The 22,548-nt window shown below is 68.2% G+C and carries 22 protein-coding genes and 1 tRNA gene; 17 read left to right on the top strand and 6 right to left on the bottom strand.

Annotated features, from left to right (window positions below):
* The first annotated feature begins 3 nt into the window (after nucleotides 1–3).
* The 11 genes from fdh3B to BV908_RS02235 all read left to right on the top strand — a co-directional run bounded on the left by fdh3B (nucleotide 4) and on the right by BV908_RS02235 (nucleotide 11,084).
* Nucleotides 4–624: a formate dehydrogenase FDH3 subunit beta gene (gene fdh3B, locus BV908_RS02285; protein ID WP_011806563.1), complete on the top strand. Its 621-nt coding sequence runs from the start codon at nucleotides 4–6 to the stop codon at nucleotides 622–624.
* Nucleotides 621–854, top strand: a complete 234-nt coding sequence (locus tag BV908_RS02280; RefSeq protein ID WP_011806562.1) for a hypothetical protein — start codon at nucleotides 621–623, stop codon at nucleotides 852–854. The genes fdh3B and BV908_RS02280 overlap by 4 nt, the downstream gene beginning before the upstream one ends.
* 13 nt (nucleotides 855–867) lie before the next feature.
* Nucleotides 868–2,073: a formate dehydrogenase subunit gamma gene (locus tag BV908_RS02275; protein ID WP_103737092.1), complete on the top strand. Its 1,206-nt coding sequence runs from the start codon at nucleotides 868–870 to the stop codon at nucleotides 2,071–2,073.
* Complete coding sequence (locus tag BV908_RS02270) at nucleotides 2,070–2,462, top strand: hypothetical protein (RefSeq protein WP_015914106.1); 393 nt, start codon at nucleotides 2,070–2,072, stop codon at nucleotides 2,460–2,462. Before BV908_RS02275 ends, BV908_RS02270 begins: the two co-directional genes overlap by 4 nt.
* A 114-nt stretch (nucleotides 2,463–2,576) precedes the next feature.
* The gene (locus BV908_RS02265; protein WP_088888448.1) at nucleotides 2,577–3,467 is read left to right on the top strand and encodes a formate dehydrogenase accessory sulfurtransferase FdhD; all 891 of its coding nucleotides are present in this window, start codon (nucleotides 2,577–2,579) and stop codon (nucleotides 3,465–3,467) included.
* Between the two features lie 72 nt (nucleotides 3,468–3,539).
* Complete coding sequence (locus BV908_RS02260) at nucleotides 3,540–6,113, top strand: FtsX-like permease family protein (protein WP_246867429.1); 2,574 nt, start codon at nucleotides 3,540–3,542, stop codon at nucleotides 6,111–6,113.
* A gap of 8 nt (nucleotides 6,114–6,121) precedes the next feature.
* Nucleotides 6,122–6,349, top strand: a complete 228-nt coding sequence (locus BV908_RS02255) for a hypothetical protein (protein WP_103737091.1) — start codon at nucleotides 6,122–6,124, stop codon at nucleotides 6,347–6,349.
* A 45-nt stretch (nucleotides 6,350–6,394) separates the two neighbouring features.
* On the top strand, nucleotides 6,395–7,966 hold the full coding sequence (locus BV908_RS02250) for a bifunctional aminoglycoside phosphotransferase/ATP-binding protein (RefSeq protein WP_103737090.1): 1,572 nt from the start codon (nucleotides 6,395–6,397) through the stop codon (nucleotides 7,964–7,966).
* A gap of 43 nt (nucleotides 7,967–8,009) precedes the next feature.
* Nucleotides 8,010–8,396 (top strand): TraR/DksA family transcriptional regulator, encoded by a 387-nt coding sequence (locus BV908_RS02245; RefSeq protein WP_015914101.1) that lies wholly within the window; start codon nucleotides 8,010–8,012, stop codon nucleotides 8,394–8,396.
* A 42-nt stretch (nucleotides 8,397–8,438) separates the two neighbouring features.
* Entirely contained in the window at nucleotides 8,439–8,864 is a 426-nt protein-coding gene (locus BV908_RS02240) for a group II truncated hemoglobin (RefSeq protein ID WP_103737089.1), read from the top strand.
* A 138-nt stretch (nucleotides 8,865–9,002) separates the two neighbouring features.
* Nucleotides 9,003–11,084, top strand: coding sequence for a bifunctional 2',3'-cyclic-nucleotide 2'-phosphodiesterase/3'-nucleotidase (locus BV908_RS02235; RefSeq protein WP_103737088.1), 2,082 nt, complete (start codon nucleotides 9,003–9,005; stop codon nucleotides 11,082–11,084).
* Between the two features lie 134 nt (nucleotides 11,085–11,218).
* Here the strand turns inward: BV908_RS02235 and BV908_RS02230 are convergent, their stop codons facing one another.
* From BV908_RS02230 to radC, 3 genes are read right to left on the bottom strand one after another with little or no spacing between them, the layout of a single operon-like run.
* Nucleotides 11,219–11,887: a Smr/MutS family protein gene (locus tag BV908_RS02230; protein WP_041838884.1), complete on the bottom strand. Its 669-nt coding sequence runs from the start codon at nucleotides 11,885–11,887 to the stop codon at nucleotides 11,219–11,221.
* Nucleotides 11,884–13,098 carry an esterase-like activity of phytase family protein gene (locus tag BV908_RS02225; RefSeq protein WP_103737087.1) on the bottom strand — a complete coding sequence of 405 codons (1,215 nt, stop codon included), beginning with the start codon at nucleotides 13,096–13,098 and terminating at the stop codon, nucleotides 11,884–11,886. The genes BV908_RS02230 and BV908_RS02225 overlap by 4 nt, the downstream gene beginning before the upstream one ends.
* Nucleotides 13,095–13,811 carry a DNA repair protein RadC gene (radC, locus tag BV908_RS02220; RefSeq protein WP_015914096.1) on the bottom strand — a complete coding sequence of 239 codons (717 nt, stop codon included), beginning with the start codon at nucleotides 13,809–13,811 and terminating at the stop codon, nucleotides 13,095–13,097. The genes BV908_RS02225 and radC overlap by 4 nt, the downstream gene beginning before the upstream one ends.
* A gap of 82 nt (nucleotides 13,812–13,893) precedes the next feature.
* Between radC and BV908_RS02215 the strand changes: the two genes are divergently transcribed.
* The 3 genes from BV908_RS02215 to BV908_RS02205 all read left to right on the top strand — a co-directional run bounded on the left by BV908_RS02215 (nucleotide 13,894) and on the right by BV908_RS02205 (nucleotide 16,951).
* Nucleotides 13,894–14,370, top strand: a complete 477-nt coding sequence (locus tag BV908_RS02215; protein WP_015914095.1) for an FKBP-type peptidyl-prolyl cis-trans isomerase — start codon at nucleotides 13,894–13,896, stop codon at nucleotides 14,368–14,370.
* Between the two features lie 13 nt (nucleotides 14,371–14,383).
* Complete coding sequence (gene ispH, locus BV908_RS02210) at nucleotides 14,384–15,379, top strand: 4-hydroxy-3-methylbut-2-enyl diphosphate reductase (protein ID WP_103737086.1); 996 nt, start codon at nucleotides 14,384–14,386, stop codon at nucleotides 15,377–15,379.
* Between the two features lie 249 nt (nucleotides 15,380–15,628).
* Nucleotides 15,629–16,951: a hemolysin family protein gene (locus BV908_RS02205; RefSeq protein ID WP_103737085.1), complete on the top strand. Its 1,323-nt coding sequence runs from the start codon at nucleotides 15,629–15,631 to the stop codon at nucleotides 16,949–16,951.
* Nucleotides 16,952–16,954: 3 nt separating this feature from the next.
* On the opposite strand, the gene BV908_RS02200 is transcribed toward BV908_RS02205, so the two are convergent.
* The gene (locus tag BV908_RS02200) at nucleotides 16,955–17,635 is read right to left on the bottom strand and encodes a CBS domain-containing protein (protein WP_103737084.1); all 681 of its coding nucleotides are present in this window, start codon (nucleotides 17,633–17,635) and stop codon (nucleotides 16,955–16,957) included.
* A 132-nt stretch (nucleotides 17,636–17,767) separates the two neighbouring features.
* Here BV908_RS02200 and serS point away from each other — a divergent pair, with 132 nt between their 5' ends.
* Complete coding sequence (gene serS / locus BV908_RS02195) at nucleotides 17,768–19,096, top strand: serine--tRNA ligase (protein ID WP_103737083.1); 1,329 nt, start codon at nucleotides 17,768–17,770, stop codon at nucleotides 19,094–19,096.
* A gap of 34 nt (nucleotides 19,097–19,130) precedes the next feature.
* Nucleotides 19,131–19,220 (top strand) — tRNA-Ser (locus BV908_RS02190).
* A gap of 159 nt (nucleotides 19,221–19,379) precedes the next feature.
* On the opposite strand, the gene BV908_RS02185 is transcribed toward BV908_RS02190, so the two are convergent.
* Nucleotides 19,380–20,684 carry a tryptophan--tRNA ligase gene (locus BV908_RS02185; RefSeq protein WP_103737082.1) on the bottom strand — a complete coding sequence of 435 codons (1,305 nt, stop codon included), beginning with the start codon at nucleotides 20,682–20,684 and terminating at the stop codon, nucleotides 19,380–19,382.
* A gap of 24 nt (nucleotides 20,685–20,708) precedes the next feature.
* Nucleotides 20,709–21,377, bottom strand: coding sequence for a site-2 protease family protein (locus tag BV908_RS02180; RefSeq protein WP_103737205.1), 669 nt, complete (start codon nucleotides 21,375–21,377; stop codon nucleotides 20,709–20,711).
* Between the two features lie 284 nt (nucleotides 21,378–21,661).
* Here BV908_RS02180 and BV908_RS02175 point away from each other — a divergent pair, with 284 nt between their 5' ends.
* Nucleotides 21,662–22,534 carry a cytochrome c gene (locus BV908_RS02175; RefSeq protein ID WP_015914087.1) on the top strand — a complete coding sequence of 291 codons (873 nt, stop codon included), beginning with the start codon at nucleotides 21,662–21,664 and terminating at the stop codon, nucleotides 22,532–22,534.
* Nucleotides 22,535–22,548: the final 14 nt, after the last annotated feature.

The following is a 22,548-nucleotide window of genomic DNA, read 5'->3' as shown; positions in this document are numbered from 1 at the left end:
GCGATGGCACGGATGAAATTCATTTGCGACGCGGAGCGTTGCATCGAGTGCAACAGCTGCGTGACGGCGTGCAAGAACGAGCACGAGGTGCCCTGGGGCGTGAACCGCCGCCGCGTGGTCACGCTCAACGACGGCGTGCCCGGCGAGAAGTCCATCTCGGTGGCCTGCATGCACTGCAGCGATGCCCCTTGCATGGCCGTCTGCCCCGTCAACTGCTTCTACCGCACGGAAGAGGGTGTGGTGCTGCATGACAAGGACGTATGCATTGGCTGCGGCTATTGCAGCTACGCCTGCCCGTTCGGTGCGCCGCAGTTCCCCTCGCAGGGCACTTTTGGTGTGCGCGGCAAGATGGACAAGTGCACCTTCTGTGCCGGTGGTCCCGAGGAGCACGGCAGCCAGGCCGAGTTCGAGAAGTACGGACGCAACCGCCTGGCCGAGGGCAAGCTGCCCGCCTGTGCCGAAATGTGCTCCACCAAGGCGCTGCTGGCCGGTGACGGCGACGTGGTCGCCGACATCTTCCGCACCCGCGTGGTCCAGCGGGGCAAGGGTGCCGAGGTGTGGGGCTGGGGCACGGCCTATGGTTCCAAGCAGGCCGGCCAGCCGCCGGCGGGAGCAAAGTCATGAAGACGCGTGCATGGCATGTTCTGGGCGCCTTGGGCGCAGCCGTGGCCCTGACGGCCTGCGGCGAGAAACCGCAGACCGGCGGCGGTGTGAAGTACGACGCACCGCCCTACGCGGGCACGGGCAGCAACTTCACTTCTCCCGACTGGAAGGCGGGCGATGCGGGCAGCTGGGAGCAAAAGCTCAAGGCCCGCATGCAGTACGGCCAAAACGAATACAACCGCGTGCGGTGATGCGAGGTCTGCCATGAAACACCTCTTGTGTGCATTGCTGCTTGCCAGCGGTGCCGCGTGGGCGCAGGCCCCGGCGGCGCCCGCCAGCGACGCGGCAGCGCCCGCGGCGGCAGACGCTGCCCCTGTGCCGGCGGCGGTTGGTGCCGTCAAAAGCCAGAACATCTTCGACGTGAAGCCCGATGCCAGTGAGGAGCCGGGCTACGCCCAGCAGACCAACGGTGAGCGTGCCAAGGTTCAGCCGGGCAACAACGCGCCCATGTGGCGGCAGGTGCGAGATGGGGTGACGGGCTACAGCAGCCTGCCGGCGAGCCAGGCCCCTGAGGCCGGCAACCTGATCCAGCCGTTCGCGCAATACCCCGGCTCGCGCTACACCACGGCAGGCCAGGCGTGGCGCGAGGTGCGCAATAACTGGATCATTCCCTACGGCGCGGCCTTGCTGGGCATCACCGTGCTGGCGCTGGCCATCTTCTTTGTGACCAAGGGCACCCTCGGCCACGCGGATGCCGAGGCTGGCGGTCGCCGGATCGAGCGCTTCACGCCCTTCGAGCGCGCGGCGCACTGGTCCAATGCGATCGCCTTCGTCACGCTGGCCATCACGGGCATCCTGATGGCGTTCGGCAAGTTCTTCCTGCTGCCCGTGCTGGGTGCACAGCTCTTCGGCTGGTTGGCGTACGCGGCGAAGAACGTGCACAACTTCATGGGCCCGCTGTTCGCCGTGTCGCTCACGGTGATCATCATCACTTTCATCAAGGACAACATCGCCAACCGCGCGGACTTCGTCTGGCTGTCCAAGGCAGGTGGCATGTTCACCAACAAGGAAGTGCCATCGCACCGCTTCAACGCAGGCGAGAAGGGCATGTTCTGGTGGGGCATCACTATTCCCGGCGTGTTTGTTGTGCTGTCGGGCCTGGTGCTTGACAAGTTGATCCCCGGCTGGGGCCTGCTGCGCGGAGAGATGCAGATCGCCCACATGGTGCACGCCACGCTGGCCCTCTGGATGATGGCGCTGCTGCTGGGTCACATCTACATGGGCACGATCGGCATGCGCGGGGCCTACAAGGCCATGAAGACCGGTTACGTGAGCGAGGCCTGGGCGCGCGAGCACCATGAGCTGTGGGCCGACGATGTCCGCAGCGGCAAGATTCCCGCACAGCGCAGTGGTGCGGCTCCCGCCGCGCAAACCACGCCTTCCCACCCCGCCGTAGGAGGAACCTCATGATTTTTGCAGCAACTCTCGTGCGCCGCTGCACAGCGGGTCTGGCGCTGGCGTCGTTGGCCGGCGTGGCAGCCGCCAAGCTACCACCCCTGTCGCCCGAGGCACAGGCCAAGGCGGCAGAGACCGCCGCCAAGGCCGCATGGTCCGGCAAGGTGGACGCCTATAAGCTGTGTCAGGCACAGGACCGCGTGGTGGCGCACTACCGCCGCACCGCGCCGAACGCCGCGCCTGCGGTTTCTGCCCCCGCGTGCCTTGATCCGGGTCCTTTCAGCTACACACCGCCGGAGGCCAAGCCGCTAGAGGCCGCGGGTGCTCACTCGCCTGCGGGCACTGCCACCAGCCCCCCCAACACGGCCGTGCCGGCCGCCGCCGCGTCTGCCCCCAAGAGCTGACCGAGCCGCCAGTCCGCGGTGCCTGGAGGCCCGTGGGCCGGTGACCGTGGCCTCTGTCCTGCACGCCCCGCCGCGCTCTGCGCGCCGGGGCGTCGTTACGTGTACGCTGCACCCATGACGCCAACGTCCCAACCACAGACCCTCTCTCGCCATGCCAGTGTGCCGCGGCTCACGCAGGCGGTTGCGCCGCTCACCCATGCGGTGCAAGCCATCAACGAAAGAGGCGAGCGCGAAGAGCTGCACATTCCCGCCGAACGCCCGCTCACGGTGTACGTGGATCGGCGCGAACTGGTCACGCTGATGACGCTGGGCGCACACCCCGAGCTGCTGGTGTTGGGATACCTGCGCAACCAGCGGTTGGTGGATTCCGTGGAGGAGATCGAGTCCATCACCGTGGACTGGGAGGTCAACGCCGCCGCCGTCGCCACGCGCCGCGGCATCGCACGCATCGAAGAGCGCACCGCGCGCAAGGTCGTCACTACCGGCTGTGGCCAGGGCAGCGTGTTCGGCGGCTTGATGGACGAGGTGGCCGGCATACGCCTGCCTCCCGCGCAACTGACGCAGGCCGAGCTGTATGGCATCGTCAACGCCATCCGACTTCAGGAATCCACCTACAAATCCGCCGGCTCGGTGCACGGCTGCGCCCTGTTCCAGGGGCCGCAGATGCTCGTCTTTGTGGAGGACGTGGGACGCCACAATGCCATTGACACCATTGCGGGCTGGATGTGGATGCAGCAGCCTGCCGAGGCCATGCAGGGCAGCGACAAAGTGTTCTACACCACGGGTCGCCTCACGAGCGAGATGGTCATCAAATCCGCCCAGATGGGGGTGCCCATCGTGGTGTCGCGCAGCGGCATGACGCAAATGGGGCATGCCATGGCCAGCCAACTGGGGCTGTGCGCCATCGGACGTGCGACCAATCGGCGCTTTCTCTGCTACAGCGGGGCGGATCGGCTGGTGCTGCAGCCAGAGCTGGCACAGGCGCCGCCTGTACCCGCTGCGTAGCGGCGCAAGGGGCCCTATGTGGCCAATGGCGGTCATTGAGGCACACATAGTGCCGGTGGCATGATGCACGCCATGCCCGCATCCCCCGCCTCCGCATCTTCGCAAGACTCGCCAACCGGCCGCATCGCTGTGCCATGGGCTCGCCTGGGCTGGCGCACGCTCTGGCGTGATCTGCGCGCTGGCGAGTTGCGCCTGCTCATGGTCGCCGTGACGCTGGCCGTGGCAGCGCTCACCTCGGTGGGTTTCTTTGCGGATCGAATTCAGGGTGGCCTGGCGCGCGACGCACTGCAACTGCTGGGCGGCGACGCAGTGGTGGCCAGCGACAACCCCACGCCCGTCGCGTTTGTGGAGCAGGCACGGGCGCTGGGTTTGACGGGCGTGACCACCCTGAGCTTTCCCACCATGGGGCGCGCGCCCGACCTGCAGGGCGGCGCCAGCCGGCTGGTGGCGCTCAAGAGCGTGGAGCCGGGCTACCCGTTGCGCGGCCGCCTGCAGGTGGCGGACGCCCCGCAGCGCCCCGGCATTCCCACACAGAGCATTCCGGCGCAGGGCGAGGTTTGGGTGGACGCTCCGCTATTGGAGTCGTTGGCGCTCCAGTTGGGTGACTTCCTGCTGCTGGGGGACACGCAACTGCGCATCACGCGCATCATCACGCTGGAGCCCGACCGCGGGGCGGGCTTCATGAACTTTGCCCCGCGCGTGATGCTCAATGCGATGGATCTGCCCGCTACCGGGCTGGTGCAGCCCGCCAGCCGCATCACTTACCGCTTTGCGGTGGCCGGCACACCGGACGCCGTCAAGCGCTTCACCGCCTGGGCCAGTGCGGCGGCGGCCGAGCCGGGCATGCGCGGCGTGCGTGTGGAGTCGCTGGACAGCGGCAGGCCTGAGATGCGCCAGACGCTGGACCGCGCGCAGAAGTTCCTGAACCTCGTGGCGTTGCTGGCGGCGTTGCTCTCGGCCGTGGCCGTGGCGCTGGCCGCCCGCGGCTTCGCCAACGAGCATCTGGACGCCGCCGCGCTGCTGCGCGTGCTGGGCCAGAGCCAGCGCACGATCGCCGGCGCCTACGTGATGGAGTTCGCGCTGGTCGGCCTGTTCGCCAGCGCGCTGGGTGTGCTGCTGGGCTTTGCGGTGCACCATGTGTTCGTGTTGCTGCTTGCGGGGCTGGTGGAATCGGCACTGCCTGCGGCCAGCCTCTGGCCCGTGGCCTTCGGCGTGGGCGTGGGCCTCACGCTGATGTGCGCCTTCGGCCTGCCGCCGGTGCTGCAGCTGGCGCAGGTGCCGCCGCTGCGCGTGATCCGGCGTGACCTGGGGAATGTGCGGCCCACGTCCCTGGCTGTGCTGGGCCTGGGCGTGGCGGGGTTTGCGGCGCTGCTGCTGGTGGTCAGCCGCGACTGGAAGCTGGGCGCGATCGCCGTGGGTGGTTTTGCCGCAGCCGCGCTGCTGTTTGCCGCGCTGGCCTGGGCGGCTGTGGGGCTGCTGCGCAAGAGTGTGCGCGAGACCACGGCGCCGCGCTGGCTGGTGCTGGCCACGCGCCAGATCGCCGCGCGCCCCGCCTATGCCGTGGTGCAGGTCAGCAGTCTGGCGGTGGGGCTGCTGGCGCTGGTGCTGCTGGTGCTGTTGCGCACGGACCTCATCGCCAGCTGGCAGCGTGCCACGCCGGCCACGGCGCCCAACCGTTTCGTGATCAACATCCTGCCGGACCAGGCCGAGGCCTTTCGCCAGATGCTGCAGCGGGCGGGCGTGGCGCAGTACGACTGGTACCCCATGTTCCGCGGCCGCCTGGTGGCCATCAACGACCGCCCGGTGGGCATGGACGACTATGAGGACGACCGCGCCAAGCGCCTGGTGGACCGTGAGTTCAACCTCTCCAACGCCCACGACGCGCCGGAGCACAACCCCATCGTGGGCGGGCGCTGGACCCCTGACGAGCACGGCGCCGTGAGCGTGGAGGAGGGTATCGCCAAGACGCTGGGCCTCAAGCTGGGCGATCGACTGCGCTTTGACATCGCCGGCGTGCAGAGCGAGGCGCGCATCACCAGCCTGCGTCAGGTGGACTGGAGTTCCATGCGTGCCAATTTCTTCGTGATGTACCCGGTGGCGCAGATGCCCGACGTGCCCTACACCTACCTGGCCGCCTACCGCGCACCGCAGCAGCCGGGCTTTGACAACGCGCTGGTGCATGCCTTCCCCAACATCACCAACGTGGACATGAGCGCCACGCTGGCCCAGGTGCAAGGGGTGCTGGCGCAGGTGATCCGCGCGGTGGAGTTTCTGTTTGCCTTCACGCTGGCGGCAGGGCTGGTGGTGCTGTTCGCGGCCGTCACCGCCACGCGCGAGGAGCGCGCACGCGAATTCGCCATCATGCGAGCCGTGGGCGCGCGTGCCAGCCTGCTGCGACAGGTGCAGCGTGCCGAACTGGCCGGCGTGGGCCTGCTGGCGGGCTTCCTGGCCAGCTGTGTGGCCGTGGCCGTGGGCTGGGCGCTGGCGCGCTATGTGTTCGACTTCAGCTGGACGGCCCAGTTCTGGGTGCCGATCGCCGGTGCGCTGGCGGGTGCGCTGCTGGCGCTGGCGGCGGGTTGGTGGGGTTTGCGCGAGGTGCTGCGCCGCCCCGTGGTACAGACGTTGCGCAGCGCAGCGCAGGAGTGAGGAGGGCCATGCCGCAACACGACACGCCGCATTGGGAACCCGACTGGTCGCAGGCGCCCGAGGGCTGGGATTGGCTGGCGCAGGACGAAGACGGGCGCTGGTACTGGTACCGCACGCAGCCGCAGGTGGGTGTGGGCGGCGGCGTGTGGCGCTCCAACTCGCGCAACCAGCAGTACGCCGGCCAGGGCCTGCCCAACCCGGCCTGGGACGCCTCGCTGCGCCTTCGTCAACAATGATTTTAATAGCTGCCAGCGCTTGCTGGTATTGCACTGGAGGCCAATTTGGTTATTGACGCAGACGAGAGTGCCGATCTGGCTGCCGCGCTGTGTCGGGCCCTGGGCGTGGCCGAGGGGGGGCCGGTGGAGCATGTGCAGACGCACCTGTCGCATCTGCTGCTGACCCCTACGCATGCCTACAAGCTCAAGAAGCCGCTGCACCTGCCCTTTGCGGATTTCCGCACGCTGCAGGCGCGGCGCCATTTCTGCGGCGAGGAACTGCGCCTGAACCAGCGCCTGGCGCCCATGCTCTACCGGGACATACTGCCGGTGGTGGGCAGCGCCAAGGCGCCGCGCCTGGGGAGCGTGGAGCAAGCCGGCAACGCTATCGACTGGGTGCTGCGCATGCGCCGCTTTCCCGCGGGCAGCGAGGCCGACGCCCTGGTGCGCGCCGGCGCGCTGCTGCCCGCGCAGGTGGACGCGTTTGCCGTGCATCTCGCGCGCTTTCACGTCGGCGCGCCGGTGGCACCGCCGGATGGCGGCTGGGGCACGGCCGTGCAGGTGGAGCAGGCCATCACCGGCGTGCTGGACACGCTGGCGCCGCTGCTCGGCGAAGCCGAGAGCGCGCGGCTGGCGGCGCTGCGCATGTGGTTCAGCGCGCGCCAGCCCACGCTGGCCCAGTGCTGGGCCGTGCGCCACGCCACGGGCCATGTGCGCGAAGGCCATGGGGACCTGCACCTGGGCAACGTGGTGCTGCTGGCGGGTGCGCTCACCGCCTTCGACTGCATCGAGTTCAGCCCGCCGCTGCGCTGGATCGACACGCTGGCCGACGCGGGTTTCTTCAGCATGGACCTGCATGCCCATGGCCGGTCGGACCTGGCCTGGCGCTTCCTGGACGGCTACCTGGCGGTCACGGGCGACTATGCCGGCCTGGCCGTGCTGCGCCCCTACGAGATCTACCGCGCGCTGGTGCGGGCCATGGCCGCGCGTCTGCGTGCCGCGCAGGGTCTGGCGGGGACATCGGGGCCGGACTATCTGGCTTGCGCCGAACGCCTGGCCGCGCCGCTGGCCCCCCGCCTGCTGATCACCTACGGACTGTCGGGGTCTGGCAAGTCCACCGTCGCCGCCGCGCTGCTGGAGCAAGGTGCCGTGCGCCTGCGCTCGGATGTAGAGCGCAAGCGCCTGTATGGCCTGGCGGCGCTGGACCGCTCCGCCGCGCGGGGCGTGGACATCTATACCCCCGAGGCCTCGCAGCGCACCTTCGCGCACCTGCGCCAGCAGGCCCGCGCCGTGCTGCAGGCAGGCTACCCGGTGATCGTGGACGCGGCCTTCCTGCACCGGCGCGAGCGCGACGCCTTTCGCGCGCTGGCAAGCGAATTGGGCGTTCCGTTCACCATCCTGCATTGCCATGCGGACCCACAGCAACTGCGCGAGCGCGTGCTGCGCCGCAGCGCGGCCGGCACCGACCCGTCGGAAGCTAGCCTGGCCGTGCTCGCGCGCCAGCAGGACAGCGCCGAGCCACTGGCGCCCGACGAGCAGGCACAGGTGCTGGACCTGGCCACCGACCGGGCATGGGATGCGGTGGCGCTGTGGCGCCATTGGCAGGCGGCGGGCCGTGGCGCGGAGGGTGGTGCTTGATGTGTGTCAACATGTCCCGTATCGCCAGTGGCATGCTGAAACCATGAACACCACCCCTCTCTCCGATTCCCAACGCGAACAGCTGCGCGGTGCGCTGGAGCAGCGCAAGCAGCAATTGCTGGCCGAACTGGGCGAGGCCCAGCGCGACACGCTGGCCGTGGCCACCAACCGCGCCGATGCCGAGCGGCTGGACGACCGCAAGGACCAGGCCGACCGCATGGCGCAAGCCACCGTGCGCGACGCCGAGGCCACGCGCGACCACGACGAGCTGGTGGCGGTGCGCGCTGCGCTCGCACGCCTGGCCGACGGCAGCTATGGCGAGTGCACTGACTGCGGCCAGCCCGTGGGCGTGGCCCGCCTGCTGGCCCAGCCCGCGGCGGCGCGCTGCATTGCCTGCCAGTCCAAGGCCGAGGCGCGCGGCGAGCGTTGACAGCCCTGAGGAAGCGGCGCCGGCGCCGGCCCGCTTTCTACAATGGCGCGTATGTCAGCACCTGATCCCGCGCCGTCCGCCCCCACGCCTGCCACACCGTTCGAGCGGATCGGCGGCGAGCCGCGCATCCGTCAACTGGTGGACCGTTTCTACGACCTCATGGACCTGGAGCCCGGCTACGCCGAGCTGCGTGCCAGCCACGGCACTACGCTGGATGACGCGCGCGACAAGCTGTTCTGGTTCCTCTGCGGTTGGCTGGGCGGGCCCGACCATTACCAGAGCCGCTTCGGCCACCCGCGTTTGCGCGCGCGCCACATGCCGTTTTCCATCGGCATCCTGGAGCGGGACCAGTGGGTCGCCTGCATGGACCAGGCCATGGGGGAAGTGGACGTGCCCGACGACCTGCGCGCGCGCCTGAACGAGAGCTTCATGGGCACGGCCGACTGGATGCGCAACCGCGGCGGTTGAAATAGCTATTGATTCAATAGCTATTGGCGCTGGTGGCAAGGGCGGTGAAGACGGATGCGACATGTGGACCCGCGGCGTCACATGCCTGTCAAACCCGCCCTACAGACTCTGGCGTTTTATCCACCACCAGGGTCTTCCATGCAGGACACTTTCTTGCGCGGCCAGCCATTTGCCACGCGCCTTGCCTTTGTTTTCCCCCGTCGCCATGCGCTGGGCGCGCTGGCCTGTGCCGCGCTGCTGGCAGCCTGCGGCGGCAACGACGACGATGGCGACAGCTCCGCCGCCACGCCCGCCACGGCCACGCTGGCCGTGCTGGAAACCACCGATCTGCACTTCAACGTGCGCAGCTTCGACTACTTCAAGCTGGCTGAGGACAAGACCTACGGCTTCGAGCGCACGGCCACGCTGGTGCGCGCCGCGCGCAAGGAGTTCGCCAACACCCTGCTGGTGGACAACGGCGACACCATCCAGGGCACGGCTCTGGCCGACTACGAGGCCACGGTCAGCCCCATCCCGTGCACGCAGCAGCTGTCCATGTACAAGGCCATGGGCGCTTTAGGCTTTGACGCGGGCACGCTGGGCAACCATGAGTTCAACTACGGCCTGCCGTTCCTGAACCAGGTGCTGGGCGGCGGCCTGGAGGTGGACGGCGTGGACGCCACCAAGAAATGTGCGGGCAACGGCTATCCCGCCGTGCTGGCCAACGTGTACAGCAGCAAGACCAAGAAGCCCCTGGTGCAGCCCTACACGGTGCTGGAGCGCACGCTGGTGGCCAAGTCCGGCGACGGCAAGGAGGTCCAGCTGCCCATCAAGATCGGCGTGATCGGTTTCACCACGCCGGGCATCATGAACTGGGACAAGCGCTTCCTGGAGGGCAAGGTCTACACCGAAGGCGCCGTGGAGGCCGCGCAGAAGTACGTGCCCGAGCTGCGTGCCAAGGGTGCCCAGCTGGTCGTCGCGCTGCTGCACGGCGGCCTGGACGCCAGCAGCTATTCGCCCACCATGGAGAACCCGGGCCTGCACCTGTCCAAGGTGCCGGGCATCGACGCCATGGTCATGGGCCACCAGCACAGCGTGTTCCCGGACCTGTCGGCCAAGCCCGCCTTCACGCAGGCTGGCGTGGACAACAAGGCCGGCACCATCAATGGCGTGCCTGCCGTGATGGCCAGCTCCTGGGGCAAGTCGCTGGGCGTGATCCAGCTTGCGCTGAAGTGGGACGGCAAGGCCTGGAGCGTGGACAAGGCGGCCAGCAAGAGCGAGCTGCGCAACATCCAGACCAAGGACGCCGCAGGCGCCAACGTATTCGTGGCCGCCGACCCCGCCGTGGCACCGCTGATCGAGAGCCAGCACCAGGCCGCCATCAACTACGTGAAGACGCCGATCGGCAACACCGACTTCCGCATGAGCACGCTGTTTGCCGACGTGGGCGACCCCGGCGCGATCCAGATCGTCAACCAGGCGCAGCAGGCCTACGTGGCGGCCTACATCCAGGCCAACCTGCCGCAGTACGCGCAATTGCCCGTGCTGTCGGTGAGCGCGCCGTTCAAGTCGGGCTTCCAGGGCGGCAAGGACTTCACCGACGTCGCGGCCGGCCCGCTGGCCATCTACAACGCGGCCGACCTGTACCTGTACCCCAACACCGTGTACGCGGTGAAGGTGAACGGCGCCGACATCAAGGACTGGCTGGAGGCCGCCGCCAAGCGCTTCAACCAGATCGACCCCGCCAAGGCCGGCGAGCAGGCGCTCATCAGCACCTTCCCCGGCTACAACTTCGACATGTTCACCACCGCGGACGTGCAGTACGAGATCGACGTGACGCAGCCCGTGGGCAGCCGCATCAAGGGCCTGACCTACAAGGGCCAGCCCATCGATCCGGCGCAGGAGTTCGTGATCGCCACCAACAACTACCGCGCCACCAGCGGCAAGAGCTTCATCCCGAAGCTGGACGGTTCGGCCACCATCTGGGCCTCGCCGGATGCCAACCGTGACGTGGTCATCGAGTACGTGCGCAAGAACCCGCAGGTCACGCGCGTGGCCAACGGCGCGGCCAAGAGCTGGCGCTTCACCCAGGTGTCGACCGCGGGCGACGTGGTGTTCAGCTCCGGCGCGGACGCGCTGCCCGTGGCCCAGGCCGCGGGGCTGGCCGGCGTGTCGCTGCTCGCGGCCGATGACGGCTCGGGCAAGGGCATGGCCAAGTACAAGATCGACCTGTCCAAGTAAGCGCTGCGCGTCCCCCCGCACGGGGGCGGGCCCACGGTGGTGCACGCCCTCGTGGGCCTTTTGCTTCTAAAACAATAGCTGCTGGCGCTTGATGGATAAGCGCTGGAGGCTGTTTTGGCTTGTAGTGCTGGTCGTCAGCCGCCCGGCCTGCGCCGCCCGGGCTGCAGCAGCACCACCAGCGCGCCCGCGCCGCCGTCCAGCGGCCGCGCCTGCACGAAGGCCAGCACCTCTTTCTTTTGCACCAGCCAGCGTTGCACCCGGCCCTTGAGCACCGGTGTGCGGCCGGGCGACCCCAACCCCTTGCCATGCACCACGCGCACGCAGCGCAGGCCCGTGCGATGGGCCAGTCGGATGAACTCGCCCAGCGCCTCGCGCGCCTCGTCGGTGCGCAGGCCGTGCAGGTCCAACTGGCGCTGGATGCTCCAATGCCCTCCGCGCAGCTTGCGCGTCACGTCCAGCCCGATGCCCGGGCGGCGAAAGCTGAGCTGGTCGTCCACGTCCAGCAGCGTGGTCACGTCGAACTCGTCGCTCAGCGACTCGCGCAGCACGCGCTCTTCGTCCAGCGCGCGCTGCACGGGCAGGGGCTCGGGCGGCTCGGGCGTGGACCAGCGCCGCTCGTGTCCCCGCTTGAGCGGCTGCACGGGGCCCACCGCATCGGCGAACAGGTGGCGCTCGGCGCGGGCGCGCCGCTCGGCCTCGCGGCGCAGGCGCTCGCGCTCGGCCCGCTGCTGCGCGGCCTCCTGCAACGCACGGCGCAGGGGCTTGAGGTCGGCGAAGGAACGGGCGGTGAGGGCAGCGTTCATGGGCTGGGGGCGGTTGTACCGCATCGTCCATGTCCGCCCTGGGGGTCCAGGTATTCGGCGGCAATGAACTGCGTGACCTGCGCGGGGTTGAAGTTGTCGTCGCTCACGAAGACCAGCACGCAGCTGCCCGCCGTGCTGCCGCCTGCGCCACCGCCGGGCAGGGACGGGCCCCAGGTCATGCCCTCCAGGTTGTCCACATCCAGGCCCAGGGCGGCGAAGTCGGCCACCAGGGTCTTGGGGGGGCTGTGGTGGTTGACGGGGGTGAGCGCATCCAGCGCCAGCGTGTCGCTGCCCGCGCGCGTGTCGATGCGGTACAGCCGCGCGGCAAAGCCGGCGCCGGCGCTGTAGGCGCGCTCCAGCACCAGCAGGTGGTGCGCACCATCGGCCAGGATCTCGCTCACGCCGTTCATCTGCGGTCCCCAGGGCAGGCGGCGGGCCTGGGGCACGGCGTCGGGCGGGTAGGCGATCTGGCGCAGCGCTTGGCCGCTGACCAGGTCGATGGCCGTGATGCGCACCGGCGCACCGCCCGATGCGGGCGTGGCCGGGGGGCCGTCCTGGCGCCAGGGCAGTTCCATGGACAGCCATGCGGTGCGGCCATCGGGCGCCAGGGCGAGGCCCTCCAGCGTGCCGTTGCTGCGCGGTCCGCTGCCGGCCTGGGGCGCGAAGCGGGCGGGCAGGGCGACATCGCGCACGGCCGCGCCGTCGGCGCGGCTTACGCGCAGTTGCGGGCCGAAGCCGCGGCTGAAGTCGCCCTCGCTGGTCCACACGAACTGCGCGCCGCCAGGCAGCCAGCGCACGGCTTCCGCGTCGGGCACGTCCATGCCGGGGTGCGCCCTCAGCCACGGCGCGTAGGGCCGGCCGCCGGCATGCAGCAGCGTATGCACGCCGGTGAATTCGGGCGGGGCGAGGGCGGTGGCGTCGTAGCGCAGCCGGGCGGTGTAGATGCGCGCCGGGTCATGGCTGGAGCGGTCGTCGCTGATGAGCAGGTAGGTGTCTTGCGCGGCGTTGTAGTCGATGCCGGAGAGGCCGCCCACCGTGGTGCCGCCATAGCGGGTGAGCGGCGGCACGGTGGCGGTGCCGATGAGCCGCAGCAGCGGGGCCTGGGCCGGCGGCTGCGGGGGCGGCAGGCGCGTGGCCAGCGGGGCGCAACCCGCCATGGCCAGCAGCAGCGCCTGGGCCAGTACGCGCCGCGCGCGCCCCGGTGCCCTCACACCAGCCCTTGCTCGGCCATGGACAGGGCCGCGCCTGGCGCCACGATCACATGGTCGAGCACGCGCACGTCCACCAGCGCCAGCGCGGCCTTCAAGGTCTGGGTCAGCGCCTCGTCGGCGCGGCTGGGCTGCACGCTGCCGCTGGGGTGGTTGTGCGCCAGCACCACGGCGGCGGCATGGTGGTGCAGGGCGCGCAGCACCACTTCACGAGGGTAGACCGAGGTCTGCGTGAGCGTGCCCCGGAACAGCTCTTCCATGGCGATCAGGCGGTTGCCGCTGTCCAGGAACAGCACGGCGAACACCTCGTGCGTGCGCCCCGCCAGGTGCAGCTGCAGGTAGTGCTGGACGGCCTGCGGCGAGTCGAACACCTCGCGCTCGCGCAGCTGCTGGGCCATGGCGCGGCGGGCGAGTTCCAGCACGGCCATCAGCTCGGCGCGCTTGGCGGGGCCCAGGCCCTTGATGCGCTGCAGGTCCTGGCTGCTGGCGTGCAGCAGCCCGGCAATGCCGCCAAAGCCGCCGCCGGCGCTGCGGCCCGTGGCGGGATCGCGCACGGGATCATCCAGCAGCTCCTGGGCCAGCTGCAGCACGCCCTTGCCCGCCAGGCCCGTGCGCAGCAGGATGGCCAGCAGTTCGGCGTCGGACAGTGCTGCGGGGCCGCGTGCGAGCAGCTTTTCGCGGGGCTGGGCATCCAGCGGCAGGTCTTTGAGGGGCATGGCGCGGTGGGCGCCGCCCCGGCATACGGCCGTGGGGGCTTGCCCGGTTTTCTACAATGCCGGCAGTTTATCGAGAGCTTTCATGACCGCAGACGCCTTCGCATCCTCGTCCTCCGTGCCCACAGTGCAACAGGGCTCGTTCCTCACGCTGCACTACCGCCTGGCCGGCCCGGCGGGTGACGTGATCAATACCTTCGAGGACAAGCCCGCCACGCTGTCGGTCGGCACGGGCGAGCTTTCGCCCGCGCTGGAGCAGCGCCTGATCGACCTGCCCGAGGGTGCTCGCGCCACGTTCGAGCTGGCCGCGGGCGAGGCTTTCGGCGAGCGCAACCCCGACATGCAGCAATGGGTGGCCAAGAAGCTGCTGAACGAGCTGGGCGACCCCCACGAGGAATACACCGTGGGCGACGTGGTGCAGTTCCCCACGCCCGACGGCACGGGCCAGTACGCCGGCGTGGTGCTGGAGGTGCGCGAAGACGGCGCCGTGCGCTTTGACTTCAACCACCCGTTGGCGGGCGTGCCCGTCACCTTCGAAGTGCTGCTCATCGGCGTGCTCTGAACGGGACGCCGCCATGCAAAAACCCCAGGAAATCGTTCTGGCCGAGCCGCGCGGCTTTTGCGCGGGGGTGGACCGGGCCATCGAGATCGTCGAGCGCGCCATCGCCAAGTTCGGCGCGCCCATCTACGTGCGCCACGAGATCGTGCACAACACCTACGTGGTGAACGACCTGAAGGCCAAGGGCGCGATCTTCATCGAGGACCTGGACGAGGTGCCGCCCGGCGCCACGCTGATCTTCTCGGCCCACGGCGTGAGCCGCGCTGTTCAGGACGAGGCGCGCGCGCGGGGTTTCACCATCTTCGACGCCACCTGTCCGCTGGTGACCAAGGTGCATGTCGAGGTGGCCAAGCTGGCCAAGGAAGGCTACGAGTTCATCATGATCGGCCACAAGGGGCACCCAGAGGTAGAGGGCACCATGGGCCAGTTGGACCATGGCATCCACCTGGTGGAAGACGTGGCCGACGTGGCCCGTGTGCAGCCCGCGCAGACCGAGAAGCTGGCCGTGGTCACGCAGACCACGCTCAGCGTGGACGACGCGGCCGAAATCACCGCCGCCGTGCGCGCGCGCTTTCCCTCCATCCGCGAGCCCAAGCAGCAGGACATCTGCTACGCCACGCAGAACCGCCAGGACGCGGTGAAGCTGCTCAGCCCGCAGGTGGACCTGGTGATCGTGGTGGGCAGCCCCACCAGCTCCAACAGCAACCGCCTGCGCGAGCTGGCAGCGCGCCTGGGCACGCCGGCCTACATGATCGACAGCGTGGACGAGCTGCGCCACGAGTGGTTTGACGGCATCTCCCGCGTGGGCCTCACGGCCGGTGCGTCGGCACCCGAGGTGCTGGTGCAGGCCGTGATCACGCGGATCAAGGAACTGGGTGCGGTGGCCGTGCGCAAGCTGGACGGCATCGAGGAAACCGTGAAATTCCCGCTGCCCAAGGGCCTGAAGCTGGACACCGCGACGGGCCTGGAGATCACCGAGCGCCCGCCCGAAACCGGACCGGGCGGACACTGAACGCACTTCTTCGCCCGCTAAAGCCGGGCGTCGCGGGGCTGCACAAACCCTGTCTGCGACAGCTTTGCTTCATTATTGATAGCTACTCGCGCTTGATGGATAAGCGCTGGAGGCATATTTGGCATCTATGTGGCAATGCCTGCGCGTGGGTGGGGCATGTGGCACCGGATGGCCAATCCCCCGCAGAATGTGGGCCTCTTTACAATTTCCGCTTCTTCACACCGTGGGGGCACGCTGGGCCCCCTGCATATGGAAATAGCAATACTGTTCGCCCTCATCCTGCTCAATGGCGTGTTCGCCATGTCCGAGCTGGCTTTGGTCTCCGCGCGCAAGACGCGCCTGCAGAAGCTGATCGATGAGGGCGATAGCGGGGCGATCGCCGCGGCCAAGCTGGGTGAGAACCCCACGCGCTTTCTCTCCACCATCCAGATCGGCATCACTTCGATCGGCGTGCTCAACGGCATCGTGGGCGAGTCGGCCCTGGCCAAGCCGCTGGGCGAGTGGCTGCTGGGCCTGGGGGTGGAGCCGCAACTGGCCGGCTACCTGGCCACGGGCCTGGTGGTGGTGCTGATCACCTACTTCTCGATCGTCGTCGGCGAGCTGGTACCCAAGCGGCTGGGCCAGAGCTACCCCGAGACGGTGGCGCGCGTCGTGGCGCGCCCCATCAACTGGCTGGCACTCGCCACCAAGCCCTTCGTGCGCCTGCTGTCGATCTCCACCGAGGGGCTGCTGCGCGCCCTGGGGGTGAAGGAGTATTCCGCCAGTGCCGTGACGGAGGACGAAATCCACGCCGTGCTGGCCGAGGGCACGAGTGCCGGCGTGATCGAGTCGCACGAGCACCAGATGGTGCGCAACGTGTTCCGCCTGGATGATCGGCAGATCGGCTCGCTCATGGTGCCGCGCGCGGACGTGGTGTTCCTCGATGTGGAGGAGCCTTTCGAGGAGAACCTGCGGCGCATCGAGGAGTCCGACCATGCGCGCTTTCCCGTGGTGCGCGGCGGCATGGAGAACATCCTGGGCGTGCTCAACGCGCGCCAGTGGCTGTCGCGCACGGTGCGCGATGCCCAGGCGCGCGACCTGACGACCCAGCCGCTGCAGACGGCGCTGTACGTGCCCGAGACCATCAACGCCCGGGAGCTGCTGGACAACTTTCGCCTGTCGGACGTGCAGATGGCCTTTGTCATTGACGAGTACGGCGAGGTGCAGGGCATCGTGACCGTGCAGGACATCATCGAGGCCATCACGGGCGAGTTCCAGCCGCGCGACCCTGAAACCTCTTGGGCCGTGGAGCGCGAGGACGGCAGCTGGCTGCTGGATGGCCACATTCCCGTGCCCGAACTCAAGGACCGCCTGCAACTGTCCACCGTTCCCGAAGAGGACCGCGGCCGCTACCAGACCCTGAGCGGCATGGTCATGTTGCTGACCGGCAAGCTGCCCAAGGTCACCGACACGGTGCAATGGGAGCGCTGGCGCTTCGAGGTGGTGGACATGGATGGCAAGACCATCGACAAGGTGCTGGCCTCCCGCCTGCCCGATGAGGAAGTCAGCGCCGATCCTGCGAGCGGCGACTGAGGCTCAACTCCACAGGTCCAGCGGCGGGTCCGCCGCCACCGCGCGCAGGATGTCGGTGCGCGAGATGAAACCCGCGAGCAACCCGCGCTCATCCGTCACCGGCAGGCCGGGCAGGCCGGTGTCCAGCAGCACGCCCGCCACGCGGCGCAGTTCCGTGTCCGCAGCCACCGTGGGCACGGGACTCACCATCACTTCGGAGACCGGCCGGCGCGCGAGCTCAATGGCCTGCTTGACCGCGCCGGGCTCGGGCAGCAGGTCCAGGGGCGCCATGTCGGCGCGCAGCAGCAGGCCCACCACTTGGCCCTGATCATTCACCACGGGGGCCTGTGCGATTTCGTGCTCGGCCAGCGTCTGCCATGCATCGTTCACGCGCTGATCGGGGGCCACCGTGAGCGCGCCCCTGGTCATCACGTCGCCCACGCGCGACAACGGCTGACGCGGTTGGACGGGCCCCTGCTCGGTCTGTACATAGGCCGATACGGCCTCCAGCAGGCGCAGGGGCTTGGGCGTCGCCGTCTGCGCCGTGGCGTGAGGTGCTGCGGTCGCAACAGGTGCCGCGTCGCTGTCCAGGGCGCGTGTGCGCAAGGCCTGGGGGCGGTGCACGCGCCGCACCGGCGCCACCTGCGCCAGCTTGTCCGGTCCACCCCGGTAGATTTGCCCCGAAGGGCCGAACACGAAAAACATGGCTTTGCCTCCTGACCCCTGGCCAATGCACCCGCATTGGTGGTGCATTGCAATGTTATCGGCGCGAAACGCCGCGGCTTTCGCCCCAGTACGCTCTTAGCATGCCGGGCTGCGCCACTAAAATCGCCGCCTATGCTAGACATCCTCCTCCTTCGCAAAGACCTCGCATCGGCCGTCGCACGGCTGGAAACCCGCAAGAAGCCCCAGGCCTTCCTGAATGTGGAGGCGTTCCAGGCCCTGGAGTCCGAGCGCAAGACCATCCAGATGCGCACCGAGGAGTTGCAGTCGCAGCGCAACCAGCTGTCCAAGCAGATCGGCATGCTCATGGGCAAGGGTGAGAAGGACGCCGCCGAGGCTGCGAAAGCCCAGGTGGCCGCGATCAAGGCGGAACTGGACGGTTCTGCCACCCGGCTGGATCAGATCCAGGGCGAACTGCAAACGATGCTGGCCGCCGTCCCGAATCTGCCGCACGAGAGCGTGCCCGTGGGCTCGGACGAGAGCGCCAATGTGGAGGTGCGCCGCTGGAGCCCCGATGGCCCACAGCCGCGCAGCCTGGGCTTCACCCCCAAGGACCATGTGGACCTGGGCGAGCCGCTGGGCCTGGACTTCGACATGGGCGTGAAGCTCTCGGGATCGCGCTTCACGGTGATGAAGGGGGGCATCGCGCGCCTGCACCGGGCCCTGGCGCAGTTCATGCTGGATGTGCAGACCCAGGAGCACGGCTACACCGAGTGCTACGTGCCCTACGTCGTCAATGCGGACTCGCTCAAGGGCACGGGCCAATTGCCCAAGTTCGAGGGCGACCTCTTCGCGGCCCAGAAGGGCGGTCAGGACGCTGAGCCCGTACCCGACAACGCGCAGCTGTACCTCATCCCCACGAGCGAGGTGCCCCTGACCAACTTCGTGCGCGACGAAGTCTTGGCCGAGGCCCAGCTGCCGCTCAAGCTCACGGCCCATACGCCCTGCTTTCGGTCGGAAGCCGGCAGCTACGGCCGGGACACGCGCGGCATGATCCGCCAGCACCAGTTCGACAAGGTCGAGATGGTGCAGATCGTGCATCCCGACAAGAGCTACGAGGCGCTGGAGGAAATGACCCGCCATGCTGAGGCTGTACTGCAGAAGCTGGGCCTGCCCTACCGCGTGATGAGCCTGTGTACCGGCGACATGGGCTTTGGCGCCGCCAAGACCTACGACCTGGAAGTGTGGCTGCCCGCCCAGAACACCTACCGTGAGATCAGTTCGGTGAGCAACTGCGAAGCCTTCCAGGCCCGCCGCCTGCAGGCGCGTTTCAAGAACGCGCAGGGCAAGAACGAGCTGGTGCACACCCTCAACGGCTCGGGATTGGCAGTGGGCCGCACGCTGGTAGCGGTGCTGGAGAACTACCAGAACGAGGACGGCAGCGTGACCATTCCCGAGGTGCTGCGCCCCTACATGGGCGGCCAAGCCACGCTGTCGGTCTGAAATTTCCTGCTAGAATCGCGGGCTTCGACACACAGGAGAGGTGGCAGAGTGGTCGAATGTACCTGACTCGAAATCAGGCGTGGTGGCAACATCACCGAGGGTTCGAATCCCTCCCTCTCCGCCAAACTAAAAAGCCTTGCAAGCCAGTCGCCTGCAAGGCTTTTTTCTTGGTGCGTCCCTTCTGGGGCCAGCTCTTGTGACCAAATTTCGAGCGATTTTGCCCCCGGGGCCTTGCTGAGCTAGCGCCAGTAGCTATTTAAATAATAGCAACGGGCGCCGGGATTCATTCCTGCGCAGCTGCCAGAGCCAGCAGCGCTGCCTCCACCTCTGATGCTGGCACGCCGTCCACCGGCGTCAACAGGGGGGCTAGGGCCTGCAGTGCGCCGGCTTCCTTTTGCAGCCGAGCGATGGACTGGCCGGCGTCGCGCGGGGCGTCGAAACCCGTGCTTTGCAGCAGCAAGCGGCCGTCGGCAGCCACCAGCTTGAAGTAGAACTTGCCGTCGGCCTCGCGGTATTGCTTGAACGCGGGCAGGGTGGCCTTGCTGGTCTTCTGCGTGGCCGGTGCGGGGTGTGCGACGGCACTCAGGCCGCGCAGGCCTACGGCGGCGCGCAGGCGCTGCAGGAAGGGGGCAGCGATGGCGCGGGCACGCTTGGCGCCGATTTGCAGGGCGGCCTCCACCTTCTCGGGATGGGCCATCAGGTCGTCATAGCGCGCGCGCATGGGCGCGATTTCGCGGTCGATCCGCTCGAACAGCATCTGCTTGGCGTCGCCCCAGGCGATGCCGTCCGCATAGGCGCGCCGCATGGCGGCGGTCTCTTCGGGTGTGGCGAAGGCCTGGTAGATCTGGAACAGAGCCGAGCCCTCCACCTGCTTGGGCTCGCCAGGGGCGCGCGAGTCGGTGACGATGGAGCCGATGAGCTTCCTCAACTGCTCGCGCGTCGAGAACAGCGGAATGGTGTTGTCGTAGCTCTTGCTCATCTTGCGCCCGTCCAGGCCCAGCAGCAGCGCCACGTTGTCCTCGACGGCCGCCTCGGGCAGCGTGAAGTGTTCGCCGTAGAGGTGGTTGAAGCTGGCCGCCATGTCGCGGGCCATCTCGATGTGCTGGATCTGGTCGCGGCCCACGGGCACCTTGTGGGCGTTGAACATCAGGATGTCGGCCGCCATCAGCACGGGGTACATGAACAGCCCTGCGCTCACGCCGTCGTCCAGGTCGCGGCCGGCTTCCTGGTTCTTGTCCTGTGCGGCCTTGTAGGCGTGGGCGCGGTTGAGCAACCCCTTGCCAGTCACGCAGGTCAGCAACCAGTGCAGCTCAGGAATTTCAGGGATATCGGACTGACGGTAGAAGGTGACCTGCTGCGGGTCCAGTCCAGCGGCGAGCCAGCTGGCGGCGATCTCCAGCGTGGAGCGGTGTACGCGCTCGGGCTCCTGGCACTTGATGAGGGCGTGGTAGTCGGCCAGGAAGTAAAAACTCTCTACGCCTGCGTTGCGGCTGGCGGCCACGGAGGGGCGGATGGAGCCCACGAAGTTGCCCAGGTGCGGCGTGCCCGAGGGGGTGATGCCGGTGAGGAAGCGGATGGTCTTTGGCATGAGGGGGATCAGAGAAGGAGCCGGTCAGCGCAGCAACGCGACCAGTGGCGACAGCATGAGGTTGATGGCGCTGTAGCCCAGCGCCATCAGGGGACGCAGCCACAGCGCACCCACGATGCCCGCCACCACCAGTGCGAGCACGATGAAGAAGCCGTAGGGTTCGATGCGCGAGAGCAAATGGGCTTGCTTCCACGGCAGCAGGCCGACGAGGATGCGGCCTCCGTCCAGCGGCGGCAGCGGAAACAGGTTGAACGCCCACATTACGAGGTTGACGGCAATGCCGGCGCGCGCCATCTCCAGGAAGAAGCGCTCCTGTGTGCCGGCGGCGACCAGCGCGACCAGCAGCAGCGCCCAACCGATGGCCTGGATGAAGTTGGATGCGGGGCCCGCCAGCGCCACCCAGATCATGTCGCGCTTGGGGTGGCGCAGTTGGCTGAAGTTCACCGGCACGGGCTTGGCATAGCCAAACAGAAACGCCCCCGAGGTGGCGAAATACAGCAGCAGCGGCATGAGCACGGTGCCCACGGGGTCGATGTGTTTGAGGGGGTTGAGCGTGATACGGCCCATCATCAGCGCGGTGTTGTCGCCAAAGTGCCGGGCGGCATAGCCGTGCGCGGCTTCGTGCACGGTGATGGCAAACAGCACCGGCAGGGCGTAGATGAGGACGGTCTGGATAAGGTCGGTCATGGGCACCCGCCGATTGTCGCCCATGCGCGCTGCGGCTTCCTGTCTGACAGCGCACGGGCAGTTGTCCGACAGCCGCATGCTGGACAAGCCGTCACCATGCACGGCAGTGGCGCGCGCTCCCACGGCGCGCAAACAACAAGCTAGAGGAGGCCACCCCATGCATGCCTGGTATCTGCCTGTGAAGGTGTTTGCGCTCGTTGTGGTGCTGCTGATGGTCGTGGCCATGGCCTACGCCGGCACCATGGCCGTCATGTACTGGTCTGGCATCGGCGTGTGAAAGGGAGGGCCCCATGAACAAGCGCCAGACGCGTCTTTTCGCCATCGTCGCCACGGGCATCTCGGCGGCGGTGTTCCTCCTCCTCACTTTTGACAGCCACCGCAAGTTCGATGCGCTGACCAATGCCGAGTCCATTACTCCTGCGGTTGTGCACGGCAAGGATGTCTGGCACAAGAACAACTGCATCAACTGCCACACCATCTTTGGCGAAGGCGCCTACTACGCGCCCGATCTGACCAAGATCACCAAGCTGCGCGGCGAGGCTTATCTGAAGGCTTACCTGAAGGATCCTTCCAAGTTCTACGACGAGCAGCGCCACCGTCGCCTGATGCCCAAGCAAGACCTGAGCGACGAGGACATTGCCGGACTCATCGCCTTCTTCGACTGGGTCAGCAACGTGGACAACCAGGGATGGCCGCCGCGGCCCATCCTCGTGACGGGCTCCACACTGCCGGGGGCTGACCGCAGCGCCGCGCAGCAGGCGGACGACGCGAAGATCGAACGGGGCGGCATCGCTGCGCCCCCCGGTGCGCGCCCGCTGTCGGGCAACGAAGACCCGATTGCCCTGGGCGAGCGGGTATTCCGCACGGCCACGCCCGCCTGCACCGCCTGCCACTCCACCGCGCCTGGCGTGAATATGGCCGGGCCGTCCCTCGCAGGTGTGAAGGGCCGCACCGAGGCACTGCTGGGCTCGGCCGACTACAAGGGCCAGGCCAAGGATGTGGCGGCCTACTTGCATGAGTCCATCGTTTCGCCCAGCGCGCACCTGGTGCCCGGGCCCATGTACTCGGCTGATGGGACCTCTTTCATGCCCACGACCTACGCCAAGGACCTCACGGCCGAGCAGATCGACCAGCTCGTGGCCTACCTGATGTCCATGAAGTAAGCACGCCCGCAGCC

Origin of the sequence: Diaphorobacter sp. LR2014-1 (genome assembly GCF_002916785.1) — a bacterium.
Lineage (GTDB): Bacteria > Pseudomonadota > Gammaproteobacteria > Burkholderiales > Burkholderiaceae_C > Diaphorobacter > Diaphorobacter nitroreducens.
This window is presented reverse-complemented; position numbering and strand designations above follow the sequence as displayed.

Coding starts and splice junctions, on each gene's coding strand:
- fdh3B (WP_011806563.1), top strand. CDS start 4: ATGGCACGGATGAAATTCATTTGCGACGCGGAGCGTTGCATCGAGTGC.
- BV908_RS02240 (WP_103737089.1), top strand. CDS start 8,439: ATGGCGCGTATGTCAGCACCTGATCCCGCGCCGTCCGCCCCCACGCCT.
- BV908_RS02200 (WP_103737084.1), bottom strand. CDS start 17,635: ATGTTTTTCGTGTTCGGCCCTTCGGGGCAAATCTACCGGGGTGGACCG.
- BV908_RS02175 (WP_015914087.1), top strand. CDS start 21,662: ATGAACAAGCGCCAGACGCGTCTTTTCGCCATCGTCGCCACGGGCATC.
- serS (WP_103737083.1), top strand. CDS start 17,768: ATGCTAGACATCCTCCTCCTTCGCAAAGACCTCGCATCGGCCGTCGCA.
- BV908_RS02280 (WP_011806562.1), top strand. CDS start 621: ATGAAGACGCGTGCATGGCATGTTCTGGGCGCCTTGGGCGCAGCCGTG.
- ispH (WP_103737086.1), top strand. CDS start 14,384: ATGCAAAAACCCCAGGAAATCGTTCTGGCCGAGCCGCGCGGCTTTTGC.
- BV908_RS02235 (WP_103737088.1), top strand. CDS start 9,003: ATGCAGGACACTTTCTTGCGCGGCCAGCCATTTGCCACGCGCCTTGCC.
- BV908_RS02215 (WP_015914095.1), top strand. CDS start 13,894: ATGACCGCAGACGCCTTCGCATCCTCGTCCTCCGTGCCCACAGTGCAA.
- radC (WP_015914096.1), bottom strand. CDS start 13,811: ATGCCCCTCAAAGACCTGCCGCTGGATGCCCAGCCCCGCGAAAAGCTG.
- BV908_RS02260 (WP_246867429.1), top strand. CDS start 3,540: ATGCCCGCATCCCCCGCCTCCGCATCTTCGCAAGACTCGCCAACCGGC.
- BV908_RS02275 (WP_103737092.1), top strand. CDS start 868: ATGAAACACCTCTTGTGTGCATTGCTGCTTGCCAGCGGTGCCGCGTGG.
- BV908_RS02205 (WP_103737085.1), top strand. CDS start 15,629: ATGGAAATAGCAATACTGTTCGCCCTCATCCTGCTCAATGGCGTGTTC.
- BV908_RS02230 (WP_041838884.1), bottom strand. CDS start 11,887: ATGAACGCTGCCCTCACCGCCCGTTCCTTCGCCGACCTCAAGCCCCTG.
- BV908_RS02185 (WP_103737082.1), bottom strand. CDS start 20,684: ATGCCAAAGACCATCCGCTTCCTCACCGGCATCACCCCCTCGGGCACG.
- BV908_RS02255 (WP_103737091.1), top strand. CDS start 6,122: ATGCCGCAACACGACACGCCGCATTGGGAACCCGACTGGTCGCAGGCG.
- BV908_RS02265 (WP_088888448.1), top strand. CDS start 2,577: ATGACGCCAACGTCCCAACCACAGACCCTCTCTCGCCATGCCAGTGTG.
- BV908_RS02270 (WP_015914106.1), top strand. CDS start 2,070: ATGATTTTTGCAGCAACTCTCGTGCGCCGCTGCACAGCGGGTCTGGCG.
- BV908_RS02245 (WP_015914101.1), top strand. CDS start 8,010: ATGAACACCACCCCTCTCTCCGATTCCCAACGCGAACAGCTGCGCGGT.